The sequence below is a fragment of the Pseudomonas sp. MT3 genome, from assembly GCF_054720805.1.
In genome coordinates this window covers 17896-38920 of sequence record NZ_JBTVPY010000020.1, presented here as the reverse complement: position 1 = coordinate 38920, position 21025 = coordinate 17896, and the positions used below count along the sequence as shown (strand labels likewise).

At 65.9% G+C, this 21025-nt stretch carries 16 protein-coding genes; 15 read left to right on the top strand and 1 reads right to left on the bottom strand.

Annotation, left to right across the window (positions count from 1 at the left end):
* Window positions 1-10: 10 nt before the first annotated feature.
* A complete protein-coding gene (gene aceE / locus ACYCAX_RS19720; protein WP_015479216.1) occupies window positions 11-2659 on the bottom strand; it encodes a pyruvate dehydrogenase (acetyl-transferring), homodimeric type in 2649 nt (882 codons plus the stop codon).
* 245 nt (window positions 2660-2904) lie between these two features.
* Here aceE and glnE point away from each other — a divergent pair, with 245 nt between their 5' ends.
* From glnE to ACYCAX_RS19645, 15 genes are all read left to right on the top strand, one after another.
* Window positions 2905-5850, top strand: a complete 2946-nt coding sequence (gene glnE, locus ACYCAX_RS19715; RefSeq protein WP_015479215.1) for a bifunctional [glutamate--ammonia ligase]-adenylyl-L-tyrosine phosphorylase/[glutamate--ammonia-ligase] adenylyltransferase — start codon at window positions 2905-2907, stop codon at window positions 5848-5850.
* A gap of 266 nt (window positions 5851-6116) precedes the next feature.
* The gene (gene waaF / locus ACYCAX_RS19710) at window positions 6117-7151 is read left to right on the top strand and encodes a lipopolysaccharide heptosyltransferase II (protein WP_015479214.1); all 1035 of its coding nucleotides are present in this window, start codon (window positions 6117-6119) and stop codon (window positions 7149-7151) included.
* Window positions 7148-8221, top strand: coding sequence for a lipopolysaccharide heptosyltransferase I (waaC, locus tag ACYCAX_RS19705; RefSeq protein WP_460248658.1), 1074 nt, complete (start codon window positions 7148-7150; stop codon window positions 8219-8221). The genes waaF and waaC overlap by 4 nt, the downstream gene beginning before the upstream one ends.
* Window positions 8218-9339 (top strand): glycosyltransferase family 4 protein, encoded by a 1122-nt coding sequence (locus tag ACYCAX_RS19700; RefSeq protein ID WP_294974159.1) that lies wholly within the window; start codon window positions 8218-8220, stop codon window positions 9337-9339. The genes waaC and ACYCAX_RS19700 overlap by 4 nt, the downstream gene beginning before the upstream one ends.
* Window positions 9340-9454: 115 nt before the next feature.
* Window positions 9455-10261: a lipopolysaccharide core heptose(I) kinase RfaP gene (gene rfaP / locus ACYCAX_RS19695; protein WP_460248657.1), complete on the top strand. Its 807-nt coding sequence runs from the start codon at window positions 9455-9457 to the stop codon at window positions 10259-10261.
* A complete protein-coding gene (locus ACYCAX_RS19690) occupies window positions 10261-10995 on the top strand; it encodes a lipopolysaccharide kinase InaA family protein (RefSeq protein ID WP_294974167.1) in 735 nt (244 codons plus the stop codon). The genes rfaP and ACYCAX_RS19690 overlap by 1 nt, the downstream gene beginning before the upstream one ends.
* The gene (locus tag ACYCAX_RS19685) at window positions 10992-11747 is read left to right on the top strand and encodes a lipopolysaccharide kinase InaA family protein (protein ID WP_460248656.1); all 756 of its coding nucleotides are present in this window, start codon (window positions 10992-10994) and stop codon (window positions 11745-11747) included. The genes ACYCAX_RS19690 and ACYCAX_RS19685 overlap by 4 nt, the downstream gene beginning before the upstream one ends.
* On the top strand, window positions 11744-13231 hold the full coding sequence (locus tag ACYCAX_RS19680) for a lipopolysaccharide kinase InaA family protein (RefSeq protein ID WP_015479208.1): 1488 nt from the start codon (window positions 11744-11746) through the stop codon (window positions 13229-13231). Before ACYCAX_RS19685 ends, ACYCAX_RS19680 begins: the two co-directional genes overlap by 4 nt.
* A 5-nt stretch (window positions 13232-13236) precedes the next feature.
* Window positions 13237-14994 (top strand): carbamoyltransferase family protein, encoded by a 1758-nt coding sequence (locus ACYCAX_RS19675; RefSeq protein WP_015479207.1) that lies wholly within the window; start codon window positions 13237-13239, stop codon window positions 14992-14994.
* Window positions 14978-16108, top strand: coding sequence for a glycosyltransferase (locus tag ACYCAX_RS19670; RefSeq protein WP_460248655.1), 1131 nt, complete (start codon window positions 14978-14980; stop codon window positions 16106-16108). Before ACYCAX_RS19675 ends, ACYCAX_RS19670 begins: the two co-directional genes overlap by 17 nt.
* A gap of 31 nt (window positions 16109-16139) precedes the next feature.
* Window positions 16140-17738 carry an aldolase catalytic domain-containing protein gene (locus ACYCAX_RS19665; protein ID WP_294974181.1) on the top strand — a complete coding sequence of 533 codons (1599 nt, stop codon included), beginning with the start codon at window positions 16140-16142 and terminating at the stop codon, window positions 17736-17738.
* Between the two features lie 7 nt (window positions 17739-17745).
* Window positions 17746-18489, top strand: a complete 744-nt coding sequence (locus ACYCAX_RS19660) for a 3-deoxy-manno-octulosonate cytidylyltransferase (protein WP_015479204.1) — start codon at window positions 17746-17748, stop codon at window positions 18487-18489.
* Window positions 18489-19160 carry an HAD family hydrolase gene (locus tag ACYCAX_RS19655; RefSeq protein ID WP_294974186.1) on the top strand — a complete coding sequence of 224 codons (672 nt, stop codon included), beginning with the start codon at window positions 18489-18491 and terminating at the stop codon, window positions 19158-19160. The genes ACYCAX_RS19660 and ACYCAX_RS19655 overlap by 1 nt, the downstream gene beginning before the upstream one ends.
* Window positions 19157-20059, top strand: coding sequence for an LPS biosynthesis protein (locus tag ACYCAX_RS19650; protein ID WP_041712220.1), 903 nt, complete (start codon window positions 19157-19159; stop codon window positions 20057-20059). The genes ACYCAX_RS19655 and ACYCAX_RS19650 overlap by 4 nt, the downstream gene beginning before the upstream one ends.
* Window positions 20056-21012 (top strand): glycosyltransferase family protein, encoded by a 957-nt coding sequence (locus ACYCAX_RS19645; RefSeq protein ID WP_294974194.1) that lies wholly within the window; start codon window positions 20056-20058, stop codon window positions 21010-21012. The genes ACYCAX_RS19650 and ACYCAX_RS19645 overlap by 4 nt, the downstream gene beginning before the upstream one ends.
* Window positions 21013-21025: the final 13 nt, after the last annotated feature.

Genomic DNA, 21025 nt, shown 5'->3' with positions numbered 1-21025 from the left:
GTGCCTCTCCTCAGCAGTCCAGCGGGTTACGTTTTTCGGGGTTGATGCCGAACTTGGCAATGGCTTCCGCCACGACCTTGGGTTCGATATCGCCACGATCGGCCAGGGCTTCCAGCGCGGCCAGCACCACCCAGTGGCGGTCCACTTCGAAGAAGTCGCGCAGCTTGCGGCGGCTGTCGCTGCGGCCGAAGCCGTCGGTGCCCAGCACCTTGTACTCCTTGCTCGGAACCCACTGGCGGATCTGCTCGGCGTAGAGCTTCATGTAGTCGGTGGAGGCGATCACCGGGCCCTTGCGGCCGCCCAGGCACTCTTCGACGTAGCTCTGCTTGGGCTTCTGACCCGGGTGCAGGCGGTTCCAGCGCTCGATGGCCAGGCCGTCGCGGCGCAGTTCGTTGAAGCTCGGGACCGACCAGACGTCGGCGCCGATGCCGAAGTCTTCGCGCAGGATCTTCGCGGCGGCTTCGACTTCGCGCAGGATGGTGCCCGAACCCAGCAGCTGCACGTGGTGCGCGGCGTCCTTCTTGTCTTCGTCGAGCAGGTACATGCCCTTGATGATGCCTTCTTCCGCGCCCTTGGGCATGGCCGGCTGAACGTAGTTCTCGTTCATCACGGTGATGTAATAGAAGACGTCCTGCTGCTCTTCGATCATCTGGCGCGAGCCTTCGCGGATGATCACCGCCAGCTCGTAGGCGTAGGTCGGATCGTAGGTACGGCAGTTCGGGATGGTCGCCGCCAGCAGGTGGCTGTGACCGTCTTCATGCTGCAGGCCTTCACCGTTCAGGGTGGTACGGCCGGCGGTGCCGCCGACCAGGAAGCCGTGCGCGCGGCTGTCGCCAGCGGCCCAGGCCAGGTCGCCGATACGCTGGAAGCCGAACATCGAATAGAAGATGTAGAACGGCAGCATCGGCTGGTTGTGCGTGGAGTACGAGGTACCCGCGGCGATCCAGCTGGACATGGCGCCGGCTTCGTTGATGCCTTCCTCGAGGATCTGGCCCTTCTTGTCCTCGCGGTAGAACATCACCTGGTCTTTATCCACCGGCTCGTACAGCTGGCCGACGGAGGAGTAGATACCCAACTGGCGGAACATGCCTTCCATGCCGAAGGTACGGGCTTCGTCCGGCACGATCGGGACGATGCGCGGGCCGAGCTCCTTGTCCTTGACCAACTGCGAGATGATCCGCACGAAGGCCATGGTGGTGGAGATTTCGCGGTCGCCCGAGCCATCGAGGATGGCCTTGAGGGTGTCCAGCGGGGGAACCGGGACCTGGAAGCTCTTGGCGCGGCGAACCGGCATCACGCCACCCAGCGCGGCGCGGCGCGACGCCAGGTACTTGGCCTCGGCGCTGCCTTCGTCGGGACGGTAGAACGGCAGGTTTTCCAGGTCGGCATCCTTGATCGGGATGTCGAACTTGTCGCGGAACGACTTCAGGGACTCGACGTCGACCTTCTTGACGTTGTGCGCGATGTTCTTCGCTTCGCCCGAACCGGTGCCGTAGCCCTTGATGGTCTTGGCCAGGATGACGGTCGGCTGGCCCTTGTGGTTGACCGCCTGGTGGTAGGCCGCATAGACCTTGTAGGGGTCGTGGCCGCCACGGTTGAGTTTCCAGACTTCCTCGTCGGATAGGTCCTTGACCATCTCCAGCAGCTCCGGACGCGCACCGAAGAAGTGCTCGCGCACGTAGGCGCCGTCCTTGGCCTTGTAGTTCTGGTACTCGCCGTCGATGACCTCGTCCATGCGCTGCTGCAGCAGGCCGGCGGTGTCCTTGGCGAACAGCGGGTCCCAGAAGCGGCCCCAGACCACCTTGTTGACGTTCCACTCGGCGCCACGGAACACGCCTTCGAGTTCCTGGATGATCTTGCCGTTGCCGCGAACCGGGCCGTCGAGGCGCTGCAGGTTGCAGTTGATGACGAAGATCAGGTTGTCCAGCTTCTCGCGCCCGGCCAGGGAGATCGCGCCCAGGGACTCGGGCTCGTCGCACTCGCCGTCGCCCATGAAGCACCAGACCTTCTGCTTGCCGGCGGGGATGAAGCCGCGGCTTTCCAGGTACTTCATGAAGCGTGCCTGGTAGATCGCCTGGATCGGGCCCAGACCCATGGAGACGGTCGGGAACTGCCAGAAGTCCGGCATCAGCCAGGGGTGCGGGTAGGAGGACAGGCCGTTGCCGTCCACTTCCTGGCGGAAGTTGTTCAACTGGTCTTCGCTGATGCGGCCTTCAAGGAAGGCGCGGGCGTAGACGCCGGGGGAGGCGTGGCCCTGGAAGAACACCAGGTCGCCGCCGTGTTCGTCGGTCGGGGCCTGGAAGAAGTAGTTGAAGCCAACGTCGTACAGGGTCGCGGAGGATGCGAAGGAGGAGATGTGGCCGCCCAGGTCCGGGTCGTGCTTGTTGGCCTTCATCACCATCGCCAGGGCATTCCAGCGCACCAGCGAGCGGATCCGGCGTTCCATGAACAGGTCGCCAGGCATGCGGGCTTCGTGGGTCACCGGAATGGTGTTGCGGTACGGCGTGGTGATCGCGTAGGGCAGTTGGGTACCGGTACGGGTAGCCAGTTCGCCCATGCGGGTCATCAGGTAATGGGCGCGTTCCTCACCTTCACGGTCCAGGACCGATTCCAGGGCGTCCAGCCATTCCTGGGTTTCGACGGGATCGAGGTCTTGCATGGCTTGCTCCAGGGCGGAAAGGCTTCCAGAATCGGAAGCCAGTAGATCGTTGCCGATAGCTGCGCCGGCCTCGTGGGCGACGCGGCGAATTCTTGGAAGTGCTCCGGGGGTACGCCCGGCGGGTTGTAGTTTTACTACAAATCGCTGACAGATACACCCCTCTGCCAGAAAAAGTTAGTAGTAAAACTACAGGGGCGCGAAAAGACAGGAATGCCGGCGCCTCGCCGACCCCCTCAGGAAAGATCATGAGCCTGCCGTCCCTGGCCGCTGTGCCGGCCACGTTGAAGCCCCTCGCCGAACGGGCGGAGCAGAATCTCCGCGCCGCCGTCTCCCAGCTTTCCCCCGAACAGATCGCCAGCTTCGAGTCCTGGCCCGACGAGCGGCATGCCGATTTCGCCCGCGTGGCGGCCGGCAGCGATTTCGTCGCCGAACAGGTGCAGCGCGATCCTGCCTTTCTATTGTCGCTGGCCGCGACCGGCGAGCTGGAGCGTGCCCTGCAGCCGGGTGAGATGCTCGTCCAGCTGGAAGCGCTGCTGCGCGAATGCGCCGACGAGGACGAGCTGGGCCGCCGCCTGCGCCGCTTCCGCCGGCGCCAGCAGATGCGCATCATCTGGCGCGACCTGACCCGGCGCAGCGACCTGGCCGGTACCTGTCGCGACCTGTCGGATCTCGCCGACGTCTGCATCGACCAGGCCTATCAATGGCTGTACGTGCGCCACTGCCAGCAGTTCGGCACGCCCATCGGCCACCGTTCCGGGCTGCCGCAGCATCTGATCGTGCTGGGCATGGGCAAGCTGGGGGCGGGTGAGTTGAACCTGTCCTCGGACATCGACCTGATCTTCGGCTACCCCGAGGGCGGCGAGACCCAGGGCGTCAAGCGCACGCTGGACAACCAGGAGTTCTTCACCCGACTGGGACAGAAGCTGATCAAGGCGCTGGACGCCATTACCGTCGACGGTTTCGCCTTCCGCGTCGACATGCGCCTGCGTCCCTACGGCTCCAGCGGTCCGCTGGTGCACAGCTTCGCCGCGCTGGAGCAGTACTACCAGGACCAGGGCCGCGACTGGGAACGCTACGCGATGATCAAGGCGCGGGTGGTCGGCGGCGACCAGGACGCCGGCCAGCGCCTGCTGGAGATGCTGCGCCCGTTCGTCTACCGCCGTTACCTGGACTTCTCCGCCATCGAGGCGCTGCGCAGCATGAAGCAGCTGATCCAGCAGGAAGTCCGGCGCAAGGGCATGAGCGAGAACATCAAGCTGGGCGCCGGCGGCATCCGCGAGGTGGAGTTCATCGCCCAGGCCTTCCAGCTGATCCACGGCGGCCGCGACCTTAGCCTGCAGCAGCGGCCGTTGCTGCGCGTGCTGGCGATTCTCGAAGGGCAGGGTTACCTGCCGCCGCAGGTGGTCGCCGAGCTGCGCGAGGGCTACGAATTCCTGCGCTACGCCGAGCACGCCCTGCAGGCCATCGCCGACCGGCAGACGCAGATGCTGCCGGAGGACGAGCTGGAGCGTATCCGCGTCGCCTTCATCATGGGCTACGCCAACTGGTCGGCTTTCCACCAGGCCATCACCCAGTGGCGCGAGCGCATCGACTGGCATTTCCACCAGGTCATCGCCGACCCGGACGAAGACGAGGACGGCAAGGTCGACACCACCATCGGTGGCGAGTGGATCCCGGTCTGGGAGGAGGCGGTGGATGAGGCGTCCGCCTGCCGGCAGTTCGCCGATGCCGGATTCACCCAGCCGGCGGCGGCCTGGAAGCGTCTGACCGACCTGCGCCACGGCGCCCAGGTGCGCGCCATGCAGCGCCTGGGCCGGGAGCGGCTGGACGCCTTCATGCCGCGCCTGTTGAACATGATCGCCGAGCGCGGCCCGGCGGATGTGCTGCTGGAGCGCGTGTTGCCGCTGATCGAGGCGGTGGCGCGGCGTTCGGCCTATCTCGTGCTGCTCACCGAGAACCCCGGCGCGCTGGAGCGCCTGCTGACGCTCTGCGCGGCCAGCCCGATGGTGGCCGAGCAGATCGCCCGCTTCCCGATCCTGCTCGATGAGCTGTTGAATGAAGGGCGGCTGTTCCGCCCGCCGCAGGCCGCCGAGCTGGGCGCCGAGTTGCGCGAGCGGCTGATGCGCATCCCCGAGGACGACCTCGAACAGCAGATGGAAACCCTGCGCCACTTCAAGCTGGCCCATGCCCTGCGCGTGGTGGCCTCGGAGATCGCCGGGACCCTGCCGCTGATGAAGGTCAGCGACTACCTGACCTGGCTGGCCGAGGCGATCCTCGAGCAGGTGCTGAGCCTGACCTGGGAACAACTGGTGCAGCGCCACGGCCGTCCGGTCCGCGCCGACGGCACGCCCTGCGACCCGGACTTCATCATCATCGGCTACGGCAAGTCCGGCGGCCTGGAGCTGGGCCACGGTTCGGACCTGGACCTGGTGTTCATCCACGACGGTGATCCGCAGGGCGAGACCGACGGCGCCAAGTCCATCGATGGCGCGCAGTTCTACACGCGCCTGGGGCAGAAGATCATCCACTTCCTCACCACGCAGACGCCGTCCGGCGCGCTGTATGAGGTGGACATGCGCCTGCGCCCGAGCGGTGCCTCCGGCCTGCTGGTCAGCTCGCTGCGCGCGTTCGAGGCGTATCAGCTGGGCGAGGCCTGGACCTGGGAGCACCAGGCGTTGGTGCGCGCCCGCGTGCTGGCGGGCTGCAAGCGGGTAGCCGGGGCTTTCGAGGCGATCCGCGCGAAGGTGCTGGGCCAGCAGCGCGACCTGGCCGAGTTGCGCAGGGAAGTCAGTGAGATGCGCGCCAAGATGCGCGACAACCTCGGCACCTCCAGCACCGCCGCCGGTACCGCGCCGAATGCCTTCGAGGCCGCGTCGCCCTTCGATCTCAAGCAGGACGCCGGTGGTATCGTCGATATCGAATTTATGGTGCAATACGCGGCCCTGGCCTGGTCGTGGCAGCACCCGGAACTGGTGGAGTTCACCGACAACATCCGCATTCTGGAAGCGCTGGAGCGGGTCGGGTTGATGTCCGGTGAGGATGTCCTGCTCTTGCAGGACGCCTACAAGGCCTACCGGGCGGCGGCGCACCGATTGTCCCTGCAGAAGCAGCCGGGCGTGGTGAGCGGTGACCACTTCCATTCAGAACGCCGCATGGTGATGGCGATGTGGAAGGCCTTCGAGCTGACCTGACTCACCCGGCTTCCCCCGTAAACTCCCCTGAAGCCCTGGCGAACATGACGATGGCCGCCAGGTCGGCGGGGTTGGAACCTGAACAGGACTGGCGGGTTCTGGCACTGCGTCAGGTCACAGGGAGTGACGAAATCCGCCCGGCCGGCATGCCGGCTGGGCTAGACTGCGGGCATTCGATGCTCGGCGCCCGAGGGCGCCGCACGGCTGGACAAGATGAATGGAGTACGGGGAGGCGTGAGCCTCCCCGGTCGTTTTTCGGAAAACGCATGAGAATTCTGATCGTAGGCCCCTCCTGGGTGGGCGACATGGTGATGGCGCAGACGCTGTTCCACTGTCTGAAGCAGCGCCATCCCGACTGTGTGATCGACGTGCTGGCGCCCGACTGGAGCCGGCCGATCCTCGAACGCATGCCGCAAGTGCGCCAGGCCCTGAGCTTCCCGCTCGGCCACGGCGTGCTGGATATCGCCGCGCGCCGGCGCATCGGCAAATCCCTCAAGGGGCAATACGACCAGGCCATTCTGCTGCCGAACTCGCTGAAGTCGGCGCTGGTGCCGTACTTCGCCGGTATCCCCACGCGCACCGGCTGGAAAGGCGAGATGCGCTATGGCCTGCTCAACGACATTCGCGTGCTGGATAAAGAGCGCTACCCGCTGATGATCGAGCGCTTCATGGCGCTGGCCTATGAGCCCGGCGCCGAGCTGCCGCAGCCTTATCCACAACCGCGCCTGTCCATCGATCCGCAGAGCCGCGATGCCACGCTGGCCAAGTTCGGCCTGAGCCTGGACCGCCCGGTGCTGGCGCTGTGCCCCGGCGCCGAGTTCGGCGAGGCCAAGCGCTGGCCGGCCGAGTACTATGCCAAGGTCGCCGAGGCCAAGATCCGCGCCGGCTGGCAGGTCTGGATCTTCGGCTCGAAGAACGACCATCCCGGTGGCGAGGACATCCGCTCGCGGCTGATCCCCGGCCTGCGCGAGGAGTCGGTGAATCTGGCCGGCGAAACCGCCCTGGCCGAGGCCATCGACCTGATGTCCTGCGCCGGCGCCGTGGTCACCAACGATTCCGGCCTGATGCACGTGGCCGCCGCGCTGAACCGCCCGTTGGTGGCGGTCTACGGCTCCACATCGCCGCAGTTCACCCCGCCGCTGGCCGAGCACGTGGAAATCGTCCGCCTCGGCCTGGACTGCAGCCCCTGCTTCGACCGCGTGTGCCGCTTCGGCCACTACAACTGCCTGCGCGAGCTGCAGCCGCAGCCGGTGCTGGCCGCACTCGACCGTCTGGTCGCGGATCCGGTCGACGTGGAATGAGGGTCCTGCTGATCAAAACGTCGTCCCTGGGCGACGTCATCCATACCCTGCCGGCACTTACCGACGCGGCCCGCGCCATTCCCGGCATCCAGTTCGACTGGGTGGTCGAGGAGGGCTTCGCCGAGATTCCCGCCTGGCATCCGGCGGTGGCCCAGGTGATCCCGGTGGCGATCCGACGCTGGCGCAAGAATCTCTGGCAGACCCTCAAGAGCGGCGAGTGGAGCCGTTTCAAGCGACGCCTGAAGGAAGTCGACTACGACCTGGTGATCGATGCCCAGGGGCTGCTCAAGAGCGCCTGGCTGACCCGCTACGTACGCCGTCGCACGCCGGTTGCCGGGCTGGACCGCGAGTCCGCCCGCGAGCCGGCCGCCAGCCGCTTCTACCGTCGCACTTACCCGGTCTCCTGGGGCCAGCACGCCGTCGAGCGCGTGCGCCAGCTGTTCGCCCAGGCGCTGGACTACCCGCTGCCCGCCGGTACCGGCGACTACGGCCTGGACCGCAGCCGCCTGCTGGATTCGACGGAGAGCGAGCCCTACCTGGTGTTCCTGCATGGCACCACCTGGGTGACCAAGCACTGGCCCGAGGTCTATTGGCGCGAACTGGCCCAGCGCATGGGCGAGCGCGGCTGGTCGGTGCGCCTGCCCTGGGGTAACGACGCCGAGCGCCAGCGCGCCGAGCGACTGGCCGAGGGCTTGGAAAACGCTTCAGTGCTCCCCAGATTAAGCCTCGCAGGCATGGCCAAGGTACTGGCCGGCGCTTCCGCCTGCGTGGCGGTCGACACCGGACTCGGACACCTGGCCGCCGCCCTGGACGTGCCGGCCCTCTCGCTGTTCGGTCCGACCAATCCGGGCCTGACCGGCGCCTACGGGCGTTCGCAGGTGCACCTGGCCAGCGACTGGCCCTCGTGTGCGCCCTGCCTGCAGAAGACCTGCACCTACCAGCCGACGGCCGAAGACAAGCGCCAGTTCGACCTGCGGCATGAACAGCCTCTGTGCTTCACGCGCCTGAACCCCCAGCGCGTGGCGACCCAGCTGGAGGCACTGCTGCTGGCTCCGGAGACGCTGCGATGACCCTGGCTTTCGTCCTGTATAAATATTTCCCGTTCGGCGGGTTGCAGCGCGACTTCATGCGCATCGCCCTGGAATGCCAGCAGCGCGGCCACGCCATCCGCGTCTACACGCCGATCTGGGAGGGCGAGGTGCCGCCCGGCTTCGACGTGCGCGTGGCGCCGGTGAAGTCGCTGTTCAACCATCGCCGCAACGAGAAATTCAGCGCCTGGCTGGCCGCCGATCTCGCGCGTTCGCCGGTGGACCGGGTGATCGGCTTCAACAAGATGCCGGGCCTGGATCTGTACTACGCCGCCGATGGCTGCTTCGAGGACAAGGCGCAGACCCTGCGCAACGCCTTCTACCGTCGCTGGGGCCGCTACAAGCACTTCGCCGACTACGAGCGCGCGGTGTTCGCGCCGGAGTCCAAGACCGAGATCCTGATGATCTCCGAAGTCCAGCAGCCGCTGTTCATCAAGCATTACCGCACCCCGGAGGCGCGCTTCCACCTGCTGCCGCCGGGCATCGCCCAGGACCGGCGCGCCCCGGCCAACGCGGCCGAAATCCGCGCCGAGTTCCGCCGTGAATTCAAGCTCGCCGACGATGACCTGCTGCTGGTGCAGATCGGCTCCGGCTTCAAGACCAAGGGCCTGGACCGCAGTCTCAAGGCGCTGGCCGCGCTGCCGCGCAGCCTGCGCAAGCGCACCCGGCTGATCGCCATCGGTCAGGACGACCCCAAGCCGTTCCTGCTGCAGGTGAAGGCGCTGGGCCTGTCGGACAATGTGCAGATACTCAAGGGCCGCAGCGACATCCCGCGCTTCCTGCTCGGCGCCGATCTGCTGATCCATCCGGCCTACAACGAGAATACCGGCACCGTGCTGCTGGAGGCCGTGGTGGCGGGGTTGCCGGTGCTGGTCACCGATGTCTGCGGCTACGCCCATTACATCGCCGAGGCCAGGGCCGGTCGGGTGGTGCCGTCGCCCTTCGAACAGGAGCGTTTCAACGACCTGCTCAAGGACATGCTGGAAGACGACGCCGCGCGCGCCGAATGGTCGCGCAACGGCCTGGCCTTCGCCGATACCGCCGACCTCTACAGCATGCCGCAGCACGCCGCCGACCTGATCCTGCGGGAGCGCGCATGAACGCTTTTGCTCTCGTAGGAGCGAGCTTGCTCGCGAACCGCCCCATGCTCGGTACCAATCCGTTCGCGAGCAATGACGATGGCGTCCCCCTCGCTCCTGCAAAAGAGGACGCGCAGTGAAGCTTGATTTGAGTGAACCCTTCAAAGGCCTGTGGGCCGGCAAGGACCCCTTCGTCGAGGTCGAGCGCCTGCAGGGCAAGGTCTACCGCGAGCTGGAAGGCCGCCGTACGCTGCGCACCGAAGTCGAAGGTCGCGGCTATTTCGTCAAGATCCACCGTGGCATCGGCTGGGGCGAGATCGTCAAGAACCTGTGCAGCGCCAAACTCCCCGTGCTCGGCGCCGGCCAGGAGCAGCGCGCCCTGGAGCGCCTGCACCAGGCCGGCGTGGCGACCATGACCGCGGTGGCCTACGGCGAGCGCGGCGGCAATCCGGCCATGCAGCACTCCTTCATCATCACCGAGGAACTGGCGCCGACCACCGACCTCGAAGTCTTTTCTCTCGACTGGCTGAAAGCGCCACCCGAGCCACGCCTCAAGCGCGCGCTGATCGCCGAAGTGGCGAAGATGGTCGGCACCATGCACCGCGCCGGGGTGAACCACCGCGACTGCTATATCTGCCACTTCCTGCTGCACACCGATCGCCCGATCAGCGCCGACGACCTGCGCCTGTCGGTGATCGACCTGCACCGTGCTCAGACCCGCGCCGCCACGCCACGCCGCTGGCGCAACAAGGATCTGGCGGCGCTGTATTTCTCCGCGCTGGACATCGGCCTGACGCGCCGCGACAAGCTGCGCTTCCTGCGTGACTACTTCGGTAAGAGTCTGCGTGACATCCTCCGCGACGAGGCCGCGCTGCTGGCGTGGATGGAACGCAAGGCGGCCAAGCTGTACGACCGCAAGCAACGTTATGGAGACCTGCTCTGATGGCCGGCTGGGTACTCGAAGCCGACTACCAGCATCTGGCCGCCGATTTCGGCAGCCTGGATGCCGTGTTCTCGCTGGACGGCGAGCGCATCACCAAGGACGCGATGTCCGATGTGATCCGCGTCGAGCGCGATGGCGTGCGCTATTACGTCAAACGCTACCGCAAGCCGGGCAAGGGCTTTCGCCGCTACCTGCCGCGCCCGCGGGTGAAGGCCGAATGGCAGAACCTCAAGCAGTTCGCCAAGTGGGGCATCCCGACCGCCCAGGTGGTGGCCTACGGCCTGGAGCGCGTCAACGGCGGCTTCTCCCGTGGCGCGATCATCACCCGCGAGCTGGTCGGCACCGAGGACCTGCATGCCCTGGCCAAGCAGGACGATCCGCGCCTGAAGGATCGCGCCTGGGTCGAGCACGTCATGCGCCAGTTGGCCGGCTACACGCGGACCATGCACGACCGGCACTTCACCCACAACGACCTGAAGTGGCGCAACATCCTGGTGGACGGGGAGGGCACGGTGTATTTCATCGATTGCCCGATCGGTGATTTCTGGGTCAGCTTCATGCTGCGCTACCGCATCACCAAGGACCTGGCGACCCTCGACAAGGTCGCCAAATACCACCTTTCCTACACGCAGCGCCTGCAGTTCTACCTGCTGTACCGGCGCCGCGAACGACTGAACGCCTCGGACAAGAAGCGTGTCCGGCAGATCGTCCATTTCTTCGAGGGACGCGAGTGAAGGATTTCATTGCCAGCGATGACCAGGCGCTGCTCGAACGCAACGCCCTGGCCGATTTCGACGCCTTGTGGAACCTGCAACTGGAAGCTGTCGACGAACCCAACACCGAGCGTGGCGGCTGGAGCAGCGTCTACCGCGTCGAGCTGGACGGCACCGCCTACTACCTCAAGCGCCAGAGCAATCACCTGACCCGCAGCCTGACACGGCCGCTGGGCGAGCCGACGTTCAGTCGCGAGTTCCGCAACATCCAGCGCTATCACCAGCTCGGCATTCCGTCGATGCAGGCGGCCTTCTTTGGCGCGCGGCAGGTCGGCGGCGAGCGCCGGGCGATCCTGATGACCCGCGCGCTGGAGGGCTGGTGCGACCTGGACAGCTTCCTGCAAGGCTGGCCGAAGCTGGCGTCGGAGCGGCGCCAGGCTATCCTGCGCGCCTGCGGCATGCTCGCCCGCCGCCTGCACGAAGCCGGGCAGATGCATGGCTGCTTCTACCCCAAGCACATCTTTCTGCGCGAAACCGACGATGCCTTCGAAGCGACCCTGATCGACCTGGAGAAGACCCGCCCGCTGTGGTTCGGCCAGCGCGACCGCGTGCGCGACCTCGAGCCACTGCTGCGCCGCGCGCCGGACTGGAACGAGACCGACGTGCGCAACCTGCTGGCGGCCTATCTCGGTACCTCGGCCAGTGGGCCGGAGGTGGATGACTGGTACCGCCGCCTGGGTGCCCGCCGCAAGAAGAAGGAAGGCCGCGCATGAGGTTGTCCGCCCTGCGTGACGCCGGTCGCACACCCGCGCTGCCGCTGCGTGTCGAGCTGGAGGACGGCGCCGGCAGCGCCGAGCTGCGCCTGGACAGCCTGTTGCGCGTATTGCCCGGCCAGCGCTACGTCGGTGCGGCCAATTGGCGCGGACGTCCGGTGCTGGCCAAGCTGCTGGTCGGCGGCAGGGCCGCGCGGCACTTCCAGCGTGAGCGCGAAGGCGTGCGGCTGCTCGCCGAGCAGGGGCTGACCACGCCGGCGCTGCTGGCCGACGGCCTGAAGGACGGCGAGGGTGGCTGGCTGCTCTTCGAGTTCCTCGACGATGCCCGGAGCCTCTGGGACGCCTGGCGCGCCGTGGAAGGCGAACCGCTGCTGTCCGACGGGCAGGCCGCCGTCATCGCCGAGGCCCTCACCGCCATCGCCCGGATGCACGCCAAGGGCCTGTGGCAGGAGGACCTGCACCTGGACAACCTGCTGCGCCACGCCGGCACGCTGTACCTGATCGACGGCGCCGGCATTCGCGCGGAAACCCCCGGCCAGCCGCTGTCGCGCAAGCACGTGCTGGAAAATCTCGGGGTGTTCTTCGCCCAGCTGCCAGCCAGTCTCGATCCGTATCTGGAAGAGCTGCTGATCCACTATCTACTGGCCAACGGCGAACACGCGCTGCCGCTGGAGGCTTTGCAGAAGGAAATCGCCAGGGTTCGACGCTGGCGCGTCGGCGACCTGATGAAGAAGATCGCCCGCGACTGCAGCCTGTTCAGCGTATTCAAGGGGCCGTTCGGCCTGCGCGCGGTGCGTCGCGAGGAAGAGGAGGGCCTGCAGCCGCTGCTGGACGATCCGGACTCCTACATAGATCGCGGACATGTCTACAAGACCGGCGGCGCCGCGACTGTCGCTCGCGTCGAGCTCAATGGCCGCCCGCTGGTCATCAAGCGCTACAACATCAAGAACCTGCTGCACTGGTTCAAGCGCTTCTGGCGCCCCAGCCGCGCCTGGGCCTCGTGGCGCGAGGGCAATCGCCTGGACTTCCTCGGCATCGCCACACCCAAGCCATTGGCGGTCATCGAGCGCCGCTGGCTGTGGTTGCGCGGCCCGGCCTTCCTGATTACCGATTACCTGGCGGGTCAGGATATAATCGCCCGTTTCAAACCCTACCTGGACCAACCGGAGGGGGGCGGCCTGCCGCCGGAAACAGACCTTGCAGCCCTGGACAGACTGTTCGCGGCGCTGGTGCGCGAACGCATCAGCCACGGCGACCTCAAGGGGCACAACCTGTTCTGGCAGGAGCAGGGCGAAGGCGGGCAGTGGTCCTTGATCGACCTCGATGCCATGCAGCGCCACTCGCGAGAAGCGAGCTTCGCCCGCGCCTATGCCCGCGACCGTGCGCGCTTCCTGCGCAACTGGCCAGAGGGCAGCGCACTGCACCAGCTGCTCGACGAACGTTTACCGCGGGTGCCTGGCACCCGCCCAGATGAAAGAGGCTAGACCCTGTGGCATTGACCATCCTCGGCCTGTCCGGCGCCGTAAGCCATGACCCTTCCGCCGCCCTGTACATCGACGGCAAGCTGGTCGCGGCCGTCGAAGAAGAGCGCTTCGTCCGCGACAAGCACGCGAAGAACCGCATGCCCTACGAGTCGGCCAAGTTCTGCCTGGAGCAGGCCGGGATCAAGCCGTCGGACGTTGACGTGGTGGCCATTCCCTTCGCCCCCATCAGCATCTTCGACAAGGCCCGCTGGCACTACGCCAAGCGCTACGCCTACGCGCCGGACCGCGCGCTGGACGCCATCCTGCTCGGCAACCGCCGTTACCACCGCTACTACAAGCGCATCCAGTGGTGCCTGCAGCAGCTCGGCTTCGACCTGAAGAAGACCAAGATCCAGCCGGTCGAGCACCACCTGGCCCACGCCTCCAGCGCCTACCACTGCTCGGGCTTCAAGGAGAAGACGGCGATCCTCGGGATCGACGGCAAGGGCGAGTACGCCACTACCTTCTTCGGCTACGGCGAGAACGGCAAGATCCACAAGATCAAGGAGTTCTACGATCCGGACTCCCTCGGCGGCCTGTACGGCGCGATCACCGAATACCTCGGCTTCGACATGCTCGATGGCGAGTTCAAGGTCATGGGCATGGCGCCCTACGGTGACGCCAGCAAGTACGATTTCTCCCGTCTGGCCAAGTTCGAGAATGGCGAGCTGATCATCAACACCGACTACGCCAACGTCATCGGCTTCCGTCGCTACAAGGAAAAGGGCAAGGGCTACTACTTCTCGCCCAAGCTGATCGAGTGGCTCGGTCCGAAGCGCGAAGGCGACATCGCCGACGATCCGTACATCCACTATGCCGCCAGCATCCAGGCGCTGTTCGAGAAGCTGGCGCTGGAGATGATGGATTACTACCTGGGCGACATCATCCGCGAGACCGGCAAGGTCGCCTTCGCCGGCGGTTGCGCGCTGAACGTCAAGCTCAACCAGAAGATCATCGCCCGTCCCGAGGTCAAGGAGCTGTACGTGCAGCCCGCGTCCAGCGACGCCGGCACCGCGGTTGGCGCGGCGGCCTATGTATCCTGGGAGCGCGGCGTGCCGGTCGAGAAGATGGAGCACGTCTACCTCGGTCCGGAATACAGCAACGAAGACGTCATCGCCGCCTGCGCCCGCCACGAGGCCAAGCCGGCCTGGCGCAAGATCGACAATGTGCCCGAACTGATCGCCAAGGTGCTGGTGGACGGCAACCCGGTGGCCTGGTTCCAGGGCCGCATGGAGTTCGGCCCGCGCGCCCTCGGCGGCCGCTCGATCATCGGCTGCCCGAGCGTTCCCGGCGTCGCCGACCGCATCAACGCGCAGATCAAGTTCCGCGAGCGCTGGAGGCCCTTCTGCCCGTCGATGCTGGATACCGTCGGCCCGCAGATGTTCAAGATCGACCACCCGGCGCCGTTCATGACCTTCACCTTCGAGGTCAACGAAGAGTGGAAGACCCGCGTGCCGGAAGTCGTCCATGAAGACGGCACCTCCCGCGCCCAGGTGCTCAAGCGCGAGTTCAACCCGCGCTACTATGACATGATGAAGGAGCTGGAGAAGCTCACCGGCAACGGCGTGGCGCTCAACACCTCGCTGAACCGCCGTGGCGAGCCGATGATCTGCTCGCCGACCGACGCCCTGAACATGTTCTACGGCTCGGACCTGCAATACCTGATCATGCAGGACATCCTGGTAGTCAAGGATGGCGCGGCGGCCTATGACTCGCTCGGCTGAACCGCGCGTCCTGCAGTTCTGCCACGGCTATGACGGGCCGTTCCTCGACTGCGCCCGTCAGTACGCCAGCCTGTTCGCCGGCACCGGGTACCGGGTCACCACGGTGTTCCTCACCGGGGCGCCCGATGCCGAAGTAGCCTCCGGCTGCGCCAGCGACGAGGTGCTGTTCCTCGACTACAGCTCGCGGGATATCCGCGGGCTGAAGCTCAAGGCGATCCGCGACCTGCGCGAGATCGCCCGCTCCCGCGACTTCCGCTTCTGCATCGCGCACCGCTTCAAGCCGACCTGGATCGCCATGCTCGGCACGAAACTGCCGATCATTGGCGTGCACCACGGTTTCGGCGATTTCCAGCGCCTGGGGCGCAAGCTGTTCGCGCGCATCTTCGCCGAGCGTCTGAGCCTGCTGGGCGTCTCCAACGCGGTGCGCGACGAAATCCGCGCCTGCCTGCCGGCCTGGCCGCAGGAGCGTATCGAGACGCTGTACAACCGTATCGACGTCGACGCATTGCAGGCCGAGCAGGTCGACCGCTACCCGGCGCGCCAGCACCTGGGGCTGGCGGACAACGCCTGGGTGGTCGGCAACGTCGGCCGCCTGCACCCGGACAAGGACCAGGCCACCCTGCTGCGCGGTTTCGCCCAGGCCCTGCCGCGCTTGCCGCACAACAGCCTGCTGGCGGTCCTCGGCAAGGGCCGCCTGGAGGAAGACCTCAAGGACCTGGCCCGTGAACTGGGCATCGCCGAACGCGTGCTGTTCCTTGGCCAGGTTCCCGATGCCAAGCGCTATTTCAAGGCGTTCGACGTGTTCGCCCTGAGCTCCGATCACGAGCCCTTCGGCATGGTCCTGCTGGAAGCGATGGCCGCCGGTGTGCCGCTGATCGCAACCGCGGGCGGCGGCGCCGGCGAAGTGGTCGAAGGCGTCGGCATCCTGTTCCCGCTGCGCGACGAGAAAGCCCTGGCCGAAGGCCTGGGACACATGGCGGCGCTCGACCGTGGCCAGCGCGAGGCGTGCGTGCAGCAGATGGCGCAGCGCCTGCAGACGCGCTTCTCCGATGACGCCGTGCGCCGGGAGTTCTGGAGCCTGCCGCTGGTGAAGGCGCTCATTGCCGGGCGTTGACCGTCGCCTTATCGCGTTGGAGGGATATGACGTGAGCGATTCGAAAGTCTTCCTGCTGGATTGCACATTGCGGGACGGCGGTTACTACAACAACTGGGACTTCGACGCGGATCTGGTTCGCGAGTACCTGCAGGCTGTTGCCAGCGCGGGTATCGACTATGTCGAGTTGGGCCTGCGAGGGTTTCCCCGTCACGGTTTCCGCGGCGGATACGCCTACAGCAGCGATGCCTTTCTCGCCAGCCTGCCGCTGGTGCCGGGTGTCTGCTATGGCGTGATGGTCAATGCCAGTGAGCTGGTCCAGCATGCCGAAGGGCCGCTTGCCGCTGTGGCGCTTCTGTTTGCCTGTGCGCAGGAGTCCCCGGTCGACCTGGTGCGCATTGCCAGCCATGCCCATGAGTTCGAAGCGGTATTGCCCGCTTGCCGCTGGTTGAAGCAGCAGGGTTACCGGGTCGGCATCAACCTGATGCAGATCGCCGAACAGTCCGACGAAACCATCCTGCGATTGGCGGCATCAGCGCAGCAGTTCGGGCTGGACGTGCTCTATTTCGCCGACAGCATGGGCAGCCTGTCGCCCGTCGACGTGCGCGCGATCATCGCCCTGCTGCGTCGTGAATGGGACGGTCCGCTGGGGATCCACGCGCATGATAATCGCGCGCTGGCCCATGCCAACACACTCGAGGCCATCGCCGCTGGCGCGACCTGGGTCGACGGCACCGTGCTGGGCATGGGGCGCGGCCCGGGCAATGCGCGCATCGAATACCTCGCCATGCAGCACGGCAAGCGCAATCTCTCGGCGCTCCTGCAACTGGTTTCGAGGCGCTTCCAGCCGATGCAGCAGCGCTACGGCTGGGGCACCAATCCGTATTACTACCTGGCGGGAATGCATGGCATTCACCCCACCTACGTCCAGGAAATGCTGGCCGACTCGCGTTACAGCGATTCGGACCTGCTGGTCGCGATCCAGGCGTTGCGCACCAGCGGTGGCAAGAAGTACAACCCGGACACCCTCGAGGCATCGCGGCACTTCTACCACGGTGCTCCTCGGGGAGAGTGGGCCCCGCAGGAATGGCTGGCCGACCGGGAGGTACTGCTGCTCGGCAGCGGGACCGGCGTGGTCAGGCATCGCGATGCGATCGAGCATTACATCCGCAAGGCCGACCCCGTGGTGCTGGCGCTCAATACGCAGACCGACATCTCACCGGAGCTGATCCACCTGCGGGCGGCCTGCCATCCGCTACGGTTGATGGCCGATGGCGCCGAACACGTGCAGTTACCGCAGCCGCTGATCACACCGGCGAGCATGTTGCCCGAGGATGTGTTGAATTCCTTGAAGGGCAAAGCGCTTCTGGACTTTGGTTTGTCCATCGACAGGCAGGGCTTTGGTTTCCAGGCCCGGCACTGTACATTGCCGACGTCGCTGGTGGCGGCCTATGCCCTGGCGGTCGCGGCCAGCGGCAGGGCCCGGCGGGTCCTGTTGGCGGGGTTCGACGGCTATCCCGGCGAGGACCCGCGCAATGTCGAGGTCAACGATGTACTGGAGGCTTATCAGGCCCAGCACGCGGTGCCCGAACTACTTGCGGTAACACCGACCCGCTACCAGGTTCCCTGTTCTTCCATTTATGCCCTTTGAGTCATCTATGTCCGTTCAGCCCGATTACGCCGTGATCATTCCTGCTCGCTACCAGTCCAGCCGTTTGCCGGGCAAGCCGCTGGTGGAGCTGGATGGCGTGCCGATGATCGTGCGCACCTATCGACAATGCCTGAAGGCCTGTCCGGCCGAGCGGATCTACGTCGCGACCGACGATGAGCGGATTCGCCAGGTATGCGAGGCGCATTCCATCGCCGTGCTGATGACTTCCGGGGACTGCCTGACCGGTACCGATCGACTCGCCGAATGCGCGCAGCAACTGGCGGCGGACGTGTTCATCAACGTGCAGGGCGACGAGCCGGTCTTCAATCCGGACGATCTGCTGCGCGTGATCGAGGCCTGCGGCCAGTGGCCGGGCGAGGTGCTCAACGGATTCTGCGCCATCGAGCAGGAACCTCAGTTCCGCAGTACGAGCACGCCCAAGGTGGTCATGCGTCCCGATGGCCGTCTGCTCTATATGTCCCGTGCGACCATTCCCGGTACCAAGGCGGACGAGTTCGTCAAGGCCTGGCGCCAGGTCTGCCTGTACGCCTTTCCGCGTGCCGCGCTCGAAGCCTTTGCCGCCTGCACGAGCAAGACGCCGCTGGAAAGTCTGGAGGACATCGAGATCCTGCGTTTCCTGGAACTGGGCTGGGAAGTCCGGATGCTCGAGCTGTCGCAGGACTCCATCGCCGTGGACAACCCCGAAGACGTCGAGACGGCCGAGGCAGCCATTCGGGCGCGGGGGCTGTGATGCTGCGCGATCTCGCCGACTACCGCTGCCTGGTGTTCGATTGCGATGGCGTCGTGCTGGACTCCAATGCGGTGAAGACGCGGGCGTTCCACGAGGTCGCGCTGCCGTTCGGCGCTGACGCGGCGCAGGCCTTTGTCGATTATCACCAGGCCAATGGCGGCATATCCCGTTACCGCAAGTTCGAGTACTTCCTGCGGGACATCGCGGGGGCGGCGGATGCCCAGGCATTGCTTCCCGGACTTCTCGAACGGTATGCCGCCGCCGTGCGCCAGGGGCTGCTGGACTGCGCCGTGGCGCCGGGCCTGCAGGCGTTGCGGGCGCAACTGCCGGAGAGCCGCTGGCTGATCGTTTCGGGGGGTGATGAAGCCGAGCTGCGCGACGTGTTCTCCGTCCGCGGTCTGGACGGCCTGTTCGATGGTGGCATTTTCGGCAGCCCGACACCGAAGGACAGCATCCTCGCCCGCGAACTGGCCAGCGGCAATATCACCGGTCCGGCCCTGTTCCTGGGAGACAGCCGCTTCGATTACCTGTGTGCCCATGAGGCCGGGCTGGATTTCGTCTTCCTTGACGGTTGGAGCGAGTTCCACGACGCGGCCGTTTTCTTCGCCGACAAGCCTGTCGCGGTGCGCCGCGATATCCAGGCATTGCTCGGCAGCGAAGGAACCCCATGACGGCTGTGACCCTGGAGGCAGGGCCTTCCGGCGAGCGTACCTTGCACCTGCCTGGCGGGCAGGCGCGCCGTCTGCCGTCCTGGCCGGGGCTGCGCAGCAGTCGTGGCGGGGCAGTCTTCATCATCGCCTCGGGACCTTCGGTGGCTGAGTTTCCCCTGAAGGATTACGCCCATGTGCCAATGATCGCGATGAATGGCTCCATTGCCCGCTTCGAGCAGGAGGGCGTGCGCCCGTTCTTCTACCTTTGCGACGATGCCGGCGTGGCCGAAAAGAAAAGCACCGCCGTTGCCAGTGGCATTCATCTGTCGCAATGGGCGGCGCTGGGGATGGAGGCCATGAAACGGTTGTACGCAAAGGAGCCGCAGGCGCTGCTGGCGGAGAACCTTCTGCTGATGGAACGGGTCAATCGGTGGGTGGATGTGCCCCAGCGTTCCGACCGCGCCTTCGCCTGGTCGGCCCGGAAGGACCCGGATTTCGTCATGAACTGGTCCTTGCTGAGCCAGGCCGCCAATCGGCTGGGTTTCAGCCGGAACTTCGGTCGGGGCTACTTCTCCGCTCGCACCATCGCCTACGTCGCCATCCAGCTGGCGTACTACCTGGGCTTCGACAAGGCGTTCCTGGTGGGCGTGGATATGAATTCGTCACTCGGGCAGTTCTATGATCCTACCGGTACCCAGGTTAAGAGCCGTCTGGACGACGATTTCGACGGGCACATCCTGCCGAATTTCAACCTGCTGGCGCGGCAGGTCATCGACTCCGGCTTCCAGGTGTTCAATCTTTCCCGCGAGAGCCGCCTCCCTGGCGAGTTGATCCCCAAGGTCAGCCTTGCTCAGGTCCATGAACTGATGACCTCGGCGGCATCGCAACCATTGTCTCCAGAGGTGGGCAAGCCGGTATGAAGGTCCTGTTCCTGGTCCAGAAAGAACAACGCGCCATCCTCGATCGCCTGTATGACGGCATCGCCGAGCATTGCGAGTGCGACCTGCGCTGGCTGACCAGCGACGAGCAGGCCAACCTGCGCCGGTATTTCCGTGAGCACGTGGATGTCTCGAAGTACGACCGTATCCTGTTCTTCCTGCGCTTCAAGAAGGAAATGCGCCAGGCCTCCTTCATCCGCAGCGTGCCGAACCTGGTGATTCTCGAGCACGATGCCTACCAGAACTACATCCCCTGCAAGTACACCGGGAAGTTCAGCGCGCACTACCGCCGTCTGCCCTGGGCGCGAGTGATCAGTTCCGGCTTCATGGTCAGCGAGCGCCTGCGCCAGGAAGGCTTCGACGCGGTCTTCGTGCCCAAGGGCTACGACCAGAACCTGCTGCATGACCTGGGCAGGGAGCGCGATATCGAACTGGCCTTCGTCGGCAGTACCGGTAGCGTCGCCTACAGCGGCCGCAAGGCGCTGCTGGATGAGCTGGGCAAGGTGGAGAACCTGTTGGTCACCAAGACCAACTCGGGGGAGGACTACCTGAATACCCTCAACCGCATTCGCTTCTTCGTCAGCGCGGATGTCGGCATGGAGGAGTACATGATCAAGAATTTCGAGGCTATGGCCTGCGGCTGTGTGCTCCTGGCCTACGACCAGGGTGAGGCGGAGACCCGCGCGCTCGGCTTGCAGGATATGCACAACGTGGTGCTGTACCGCGATGTCGCTCAGCTGCGCAGCAAGCTGCAGATGCTTCGAGAAGACCCGCAACGGGTGGCGCGGATCGCCGAAGCGGGGCGGACGCTGGCGCAGGAGGGCTTCGGCTTCGGGCAGATTGGCGCCCGGATCGTCCAGGCCATGACGCCGCCTCTGCGCGAGCGGCCGCAGCCGGGGATGCTGGAACGCCTGCGCCTGGCCCTGGGAGTCTGAACCGTGTCCAGTC

Excerpts from the sequence above, each read along its gene's own strand:
- aceE (WP_015479216.1), bottom strand. The coding sequence starts at position 2,659 with ATGCAAGACCTCGATCCCGTCGAAACCCAGGAATGGCTGGACGCCCTG.
- glnE (WP_015479215.1), top strand. The coding sequence starts at position 2,905 with ATGAGCCTGCCGTCCCTGGCCGCTGTGCCGGCCACGTTGAAGCCCCTC.
- waaF (WP_015479214.1), top strand. The coding sequence starts at position 6,117 with ATGAGAATTCTGATCGTAGGCCCCTCCTGGGTGGGCGACATGGTGATG.
- waaC (WP_460248658.1), top strand. The coding sequence starts at position 7,148 with ATGAGGGTCCTGCTGATCAAAACGTCGTCCCTGGGCGACGTCATCCAT.
- ACYCAX_RS19700 (WP_294974159.1), top strand. The coding sequence starts at position 8,218 with ATGACCCTGGCTTTCGTCCTGTATAAATATTTCCCGTTCGGCGGGTTG.
- ACYCAX_RS19690 (WP_294974167.1), top strand. The coding sequence starts at position 10,261 with ATGGCCGGCTGGGTACTCGAAGCCGACTACCAGCATCTGGCCGCCGAT.
- ACYCAX_RS19680 (WP_015479208.1), top strand. The coding sequence starts at position 11,744 with ATGAGGTTGTCCGCCCTGCGTGACGCCGGTCGCACACCCGCGCTGCCG.
- ACYCAX_RS19670 (WP_460248655.1), top strand. The coding sequence starts at position 14,978 with ATGACTCGCTCGGCTGAACCGCGCGTCCTGCAGTTCTGCCACGGCTAT.
- ACYCAX_RS19660 (WP_015479204.1), top strand. The coding sequence starts at position 17,746 with ATGTCCGTTCAGCCCGATTACGCCGTGATCATTCCTGCTCGCTACCAG.
- ACYCAX_RS19655 (WP_294974186.1), top strand. The coding sequence starts at position 18,489 with ATGCTGCGCGATCTCGCCGACTACCGCTGCCTGGTGTTCGATTGCGAT.
- ACYCAX_RS19650 (WP_041712220.1), top strand. The coding sequence starts at position 19,157 with ATGACGGCTGTGACCCTGGAGGCAGGGCCTTCCGGCGAGCGTACCTTG.
- ACYCAX_RS19645 (WP_294974194.1), top strand. The coding sequence starts at position 20,056 with ATGAAGGTCCTGTTCCTGGTCCAGAAAGAACAACGCGCCATCCTCGAT.